Origin of the sequence: Paracoccus sp. PARArs4 (genome assembly GCF_947311865.1) — a bacterium.
Classification (GTDB): Bacteria; Pseudomonadota; Alphaproteobacteria; order Rhodobacterales; family Rhodobacteraceae; genus Paracoccus; species Paracoccus zeaxanthinifaciens.
In genome coordinates, this window is the sequence record NZ_CAMZMW010000034.1 from 1 (window position 1) to 5,775 (window position 5,775).

The following is a 5,775-nucleotide window of genomic DNA, read 5'->3' on the forward strand; positions in this document are numbered from 1 at the left end:
GAACGGCCGCAACCGCGCCATCTGCTCATCGCTCAGCCAGAAAAGATTGCTCATCATGCCCCCATCAGTTCGGGAGCATGAATCACGCCGGCAAGGTGGTCGCAACCCGATTAATGGGTCCTGACCCTAGCCCGGCCTACCGAGGTCTTGGCGATTTGCTTCCTGCTTGGCCGTGTCGGCAAGGCGCTCGGCAGTACTTTCGACATATTCGCGGGCAGACTTCGCCGCGGAATGATCGCCGGGCGTACCTTCGTCCACGGCGTCGCGGGTTTCCTCAGCGATATCCGCAGCCTCGGATTTGACCGCGGCATAGACGGCCTTCGTCTTCTCGGTTTCCTCGTTGAGAATGCGCTCGGCTTCCTCGATCAGCTGATCGCTGTGCTGTCCAAGATATTCGTCCTCGTACCGGGTGCGCGGCAGGCTGCCTGCAAGCGCAGCGCCGACGGCCACGGCCAGGGCTCCGAAGATCAGCGGCTGCTGGTCATAGTAGTTCGATATCTCGTTCCCACCACGTCGTACATGGTCGCTGACCGACTGCTGAGCTGCCAAGGCACGTTCACGGGCCGCAATCACCCGTTCACGTGCCTCGTTCGACAGATGCTCGGTCCCCTTCGCCAAACGCTCTCGAGTGTCGGCAAGACTGTCGCGCCCCTGATCCAGCAGCCCGGAAGCGCGGTCCCGCACGGCGCCGGCATGGTCCGCGATCTTGTCGCGGCCGGCGACGATACCATCCTTCGCGCTGCCCACATGCTCGAACAGCTTGTCCTTGCCGGATGCAAGGCCGTCCTTCGCACGGGACAAGCGGCCGGGTTCGTTGCTATCGTGGCCCGTGATGGGCGAGGACTGCGCCCAGGACGGATAGGCCGGACGTTGCGTCAGCGTGGCATCGGAGGGCACGTTGCCGACAGGCGTAGTGCCCGTCGAGGCATGACCTACAGCCGGCGCGGCGGCCTGCTGCGCGCGGTTCTGACCAAAGATCAGCCAGCTGAGGCCCACGCCCGTCAGTGCCAGCGCCAAGGGGTTCTGCTTGACGGATTCGCTGACCGATCGCGTGATCTCGCCGCCATGCTGACGGAAGTGATCGCTGACCTCGCGGATCAGGTGATCGGGCGACAGACGGTTCGTCAGCTCGCTCAGCGTCTGGTTCATCTCCTTGCGCTCGGTCTCGATCTCGCGCTGGATTTGGGCAGAGGATTGGTCGTTCATTTGTAGGCCTCCTTGACGCTTTCGACATCGCGACGCAGGCTTTGCGTGGTTTTGGAAGGAACGAGATTGCGTGCCTGGAGCGCGTTTTTGCCGCGCATGATCAGAACGACAGCGATGATCCCGAAGACGATGGTCACGATCAGCGACGACCAGCCTGCGCCAAGGTCAGTCGCCTCTGCGATCCAGCCCACAAGCGCGGCGCTGAAGGTGTTGAGTGCGACGATCGCGAAGACCAGTGCCACGGCCATCGCGATGATGCCGCCAAGCGCGCTGTTCAGCTTCTCGCCCATCTCGGTGCGGGCCAGATCGACCTCTTTGCGAAGCAGGCTCGAGACGTGATCCATCAGCTCGGCAATCAGGTTGCCGGTTCCGGTTTTCCGTTCATCTGACATCAGAATTCCTCCTTCGATGCGATGGTCACGGTATCCGAAGGATTGGTGACAGTGTTGACGGCGGGCGATGCGGGCATTCCTGCAGCGGGGGTCGGTGCTGCGGGCGATGGCGTGGCGGGGTAGGCGGCCCCTGCATTGCCGGTCGTGCCGTGATCGGGGCTTGCGGATGCCTTGGCAAAGCGGGTGGCCGCGAAACCAAGCAGCGCCGCACCGCCGAGGAAGGCGGCCGGGTTGCGGCGTGCAAGGCCGTTCACGTCGTTCAGCATCTGCCCCAGATCCTTGTTGCGGATCATGTCCGACAGATCGGCCAGCGCTTCGGCGGCCTGCCCGAAGGTCCGTTCCTGGGCCGAACCCGCGCGGCTCTTGTCGGCCGCGCTGCGCAATGCGGCCGAGATGTCCTGCACCTCGGAGGCGGCGCCTTCCTTGGCCTGTTCCGTATGCTGCGCCGCGCCTTCGGAAAGGCGGCCATAAGCCTCTTTTCCGACCTCGCGTGCAGTATCGCCCAGATGCTCGGCTTCGCGCTTCAATTCCTGGGTATCGGTGCTTTTGGTCGTTCCAGCATTAGGCGCATCCGTGAATTGCGCATTTTCCGTGATATTCGGATCATGGGTCATAATCGAAACTCCCTTGAATTACACTGTGACGCCCGGTGGCACGTCGCGTGTTGCACATTTCAACTGATCGGGTTTGCGTCAGTTCCTGACGTTTCACATTGGTTTATCGCCGATCGGCCATTATCTGCCATTCAACGCCCGAAACGGTCGTTGGCGGGGCGCGGCTTGCGGATCGCACGCAGCGCCAGAAGGCCCAGGACCCCGGCCACAAGCGACGGTTTTCGCGATACGACGCCGTCATCCCTGCGCCCTGCAGCCTGTCTGTCGCCGGTGGTATCCTCGGGCAGGTCGGGATCGGTATCGGCCTTGACCGCGCCGCGCTGACCCTGCGGAAGGGGCTGCCCGGTGGTCGTGTCCAGCCGGGTCTGATGCTCCATCTCGGAGTTCAGTTCGGCCCCTGCCAGTACGATATAGGCCGAGATCCACAGCCAGGTCAGAAGGATGATCACCCCGCCGATCGTGCCATAGGTCTCGTTATAGCTGCCGAAGTTCTGCGCATAGATCGAGAACCCGACCGTGCCCGCCAGCCACAGGATCGTGGCGACAATCGCGCCGGGGCTGACCCAACGCCATTTCGGATCCTCTCGCGACGGGCCGAACCGATAGACGACGGCCAGTCCGAACATCGTCAGCGCGGCCAGAACAGGCCATTGCGCCCAGGAAATGATGGTCTCGACGATACCGGGCAGGGGCAGGACATCCAGAAAGACGGGGACGACCAGGATGGCGCCCATCGAAACGAGGATGCCGAAGATCAGGAACAGGGTCAGCGCGCCGCCCATCGCATAGAGCGCTACGACACCGCGCGTCTCCTCCTCGTCATAGGCGACGTTCATGCCCTCCATCAGGGTCAGCATCCCCTTGGTCGCGCCATAGAAGGCGACGGCGATGCCGAACAGCGCAGCGATGCCGGTCGCGGTTTCGTCCCCGCCGGTGACGGCGGTGATCTGGTCCTGGATGATCGAGGCCGCGCTTTCGGGCAGGATGGTCACCAGCGAATCCAGCTGTCCGGCGACATCGGCGGGATCGAGGAAGAACCCCGCGATCGAGATCACCGCTGCGATGGCTGGGAAGATCGCCAGAAGCCCGAAGAACGCGACGCCGGCCGATACGACCGACACGTGGTCGCTGCTGATCTCGTTCTTGACCCTCTTCAGGATGTCCCACCACCCTTTCGCAGGAATCTCGGTCGGGGCCTCGGCCCTGCGGCCGCGGTGCTGCTTGCGGGGCATTTGCAAATCTCCTGTGCTGTCGAATGCCCAACGCAATCGAGGGGATTTGGTCGCACAGGAATTTAATTGGATGGCCATCCGGTGCGATCGTCGCGCCGAACTGTTCCGTGCAGATCTTTAACATTTTTTATTCAGGTCGATTTGGCTCAGCAATAAGCGCGTTATTCACGCCCTCGGGTCGAAGGGATCCGGTCCCGGCGATGATTGCCGCGGGAACTGTGGACGAATGGGGGCAATTGGAGGGGCGTGTTCCGAAGGGCGCAAAGACAGATCACGAGGAGAGCGACACCATGAAGATCCTGACCCGCAACCTGCTTCTGGGCACCGCAATCACCCTGCCACTGGGCGGAGCTGCCTTGGCGCAATCGCTGGTGGACATCAACGAACAACAGCTGGAAGGCAAGAGCCAGGAATGCCGCATGCTGGCCGACGCCTATCGCGATGCCGACGATCCGACCGTGATCCCGCAGACCGAGGTCGTCGCGGCGATCAACCGGGACATGGTTCAGGAATGCACTACGCTGGAAGAACGTCTGACGCAGGGGGCGTCCGATGACGTCACCGAACAGGCCGAAGAAGAGAAAACAGCCAAGGCCAGCGACCGCGTCGATCTGTCTGAGGATGCAACCATCGAGGGCCAGGCCGAAGTGACCGTGCCAGATCCGGATGTGGACGTACAGGTTCCCGCGCCCGCCGTTACCGTGACCGAACAGCAGCCCGAAATCAGCGTGACGCGCAATGCCGCCGATATCCAGGTCAGCCAGAAGCAGCCCACCGTCGCCGTTGAGATCCCCGAGATCATCGCGCGCGTCGACAATCCGGCACCCGACATCTACATCCTGAACCCCGATCCCGATGTCAGCGTCGCCGCCGCCGACCCCGAGGTTCAGGTCGAACAGGGCGAGCCTGAAATCAGCGTCACGCAGGCCGATCCTGAATTGAATGTCGATCTGGGCGTCGATGCGGACGGCAACCCCGTACCGCAGGATCAGGCCCGCGACACGACCGAGATCGATGACGGTTCGGTGCAGAACGCCAACGGCGATACCGAGATTGCGACCCCGGAACCGCAGGTCGAGATCGTTCACGCCGAGGGTGAGCCGAACGTCTCGGTCGAGCAGAGCGATCCCGACGTGGCGTTCGAAGGCGCCGAGCCGCAGGTGTCCGTGTCGATGGCCAAGCAGCCCACGGTCGAGGTGCAGCAGACCGGGCAGCCGAATGTCGTGATCGAGACCCCCGAGGAACGCCAGCAGCGTCTGGCCGCCCAGGAGGGTCGACAGACCAATGCGCAAGAGGTCGAGGAGCAGGCACAAACTCAGGGCCGCGAAATGTCCGTGGCAGAGCTGAGCGACATGGAGGTCGTCACCGCCGACGGCGAGGATCTGGGCAATCCCGAGGCATTCGTCGATCTGAACGGTAAGCCGAACCTCGTCCTCAGCAGTGGTGGCTTCCTCGGCCTTGGCGGCAAGGAGATCCCGGTGCCGATGTCCCGTGTCACCGTCAATGAAGAGCGTTTGGTGGTCGACAGCATGACCGAGGATGATGTCGAAGCTGCAAACGATTTCGAGTATGACAGCGACGCCGTTCTGCCCGACGACCGGATGATCAACCTGAGCTGAGGCACAGAGGGCTGCGTCATACCTTCCCGATGCCCCCCGGTCGCCTCGGCGCCGGGGGGAATTTTCATTTGTAACCGGTTCAGATGGAGGCCTGAGGCTACGAAGAGGCTACCGCGCTTCCGCCTCATGACAAAGGCGGCATGCTGAAGTCTTCTATACCGACCGTCTAGGCATGATGCAGCTTTCATGTGAATGAGATCGGTGCTGCTAAAGCCGCCACATTGCGGTATGCGCTTGGCGAACGTGCATTCGCATTAAGAACTGTGGAGCGCTTTGATGGAATATGAGCCGTCTGGCAGCAGGACAGATCGCTTCGCGTCATGTCGGCTCCCACGGTTTGAACTGCGTCTTCCATCAGGGGATTACCTCTTGAGCGGATTGGCACTAGCCGCTTGGCAGAATAGTGTTCGATCCGGCTTGTTATGGCGAACAGCGCGATAGGGCGTAATCGCCGATCGAAATGGCATTCAGCTTCTTGGCTGTTCAACTTTTCCTGAGAAGACACGTCCTTTCGAAGGGTTTCCGACCTACGAACGCCAATCGGCCGGACGGTCGCCATCCATTTTCACTACGTAGGTTTAAGCCCGCGGAATGCGCGCTGGCGCAGATCGCATAGCGCTTGACGATGGTCGGCTTAGGCTCCAGACTCGTTAATTTTCAAAGCCAGAAGATGACAGTTGCGGCGAGAGCGACGGCGGACAGAAAGACCCTC

At 61.9% G+C, this 5,775-nt stretch carries 5 protein-coding genes; 1 reads left to right on the forward strand and 4 read right to left on the reverse strand.

Features of this window, described 5'->3' with window-relative positions:
• Window positions 1–126: 126 nt before the first annotated feature.
• From QMZ16_RS16090 to QMZ16_RS16105, 4 genes are all read right to left on the reverse strand, one after another.
• Window positions 127–1,206, reverse strand: coding sequence for a DUF3618 domain-containing protein (locus tag QMZ16_RS16090; protein WP_282604006.1), 1,080 nt, complete (start codon window positions 1,204–1,206; stop codon window positions 127–129).
• On the reverse strand, window positions 1,203–1,598 hold the full coding sequence (locus QMZ16_RS16095; RefSeq protein WP_282604007.1) for a phage holin family protein: 396 nt from the start codon (window positions 1,596–1,598) through the stop codon (window positions 1,203–1,205). The genes QMZ16_RS16090 and QMZ16_RS16095 overlap by 4 nt, the downstream gene beginning before the upstream one ends.
• On the reverse strand, window positions 1,598–2,212 hold the full coding sequence (locus QMZ16_RS16100) for a hypothetical protein (RefSeq protein WP_282604008.1): 615 nt from the start codon (window positions 2,210–2,212) through the stop codon (window positions 1,598–1,600). Before QMZ16_RS16100 ends, QMZ16_RS16095 begins: the two co-directional genes overlap by 1 nt.
• Before the next feature lie 131 nt (window positions 2,213–2,343).
• Window positions 2,344–3,444, reverse strand: coding sequence for a YihY/virulence factor BrkB family protein (locus tag QMZ16_RS16105; protein WP_282604009.1), 1,101 nt, complete (start codon window positions 3,442–3,444; stop codon window positions 2,344–2,346).
• A 290-nt stretch (window positions 3,445–3,734) separates the two neighbouring features.
• Here QMZ16_RS16105 and QMZ16_RS16110 point away from each other — a divergent pair, with 290 nt between their 5' ends.
• Window positions 3,735–5,063, forward strand: a complete 1,329-nt coding sequence (locus QMZ16_RS16110) for a PRC-barrel domain-containing protein (protein WP_282604010.1) — start codon at window positions 3,735–3,737, stop codon at window positions 5,061–5,063.
• Window positions 5,064–5,775 lie beyond the last annotated feature (712 nt).

Coding starts and splice junctions, on each gene's coding strand:
- QMZ16_RS16090 (WP_282604006.1), bottom strand. CDS start 1,206: ATGAACGACCAATCCTCTGCCCAAATCCAGCGCGAGATCGAGACCGAG.
- QMZ16_RS16095 (WP_282604007.1), bottom strand. CDS start 1,598: ATGTCAGATGAACGGAAAACCGGAACCGGCAACCTGATTGCCGAGCTG.
- QMZ16_RS16100 (WP_282604008.1), bottom strand. CDS start 2,212: ATGACCCATGATCCGAATATCACGGAAAATGCGCAATTCACGGATGCG.
- QMZ16_RS16105 (WP_282604009.1), bottom strand. CDS start 3,444: ATGCCCCGCAAGCAGCACCGCGGCCGCAGGGCCGAGGCCCCGACCGAG.
- QMZ16_RS16110 (WP_282604010.1), top strand. CDS start 3,735: ATGAAGATCCTGACCCGCAACCTGCTTCTGGGCACCGCAATCACCCTG.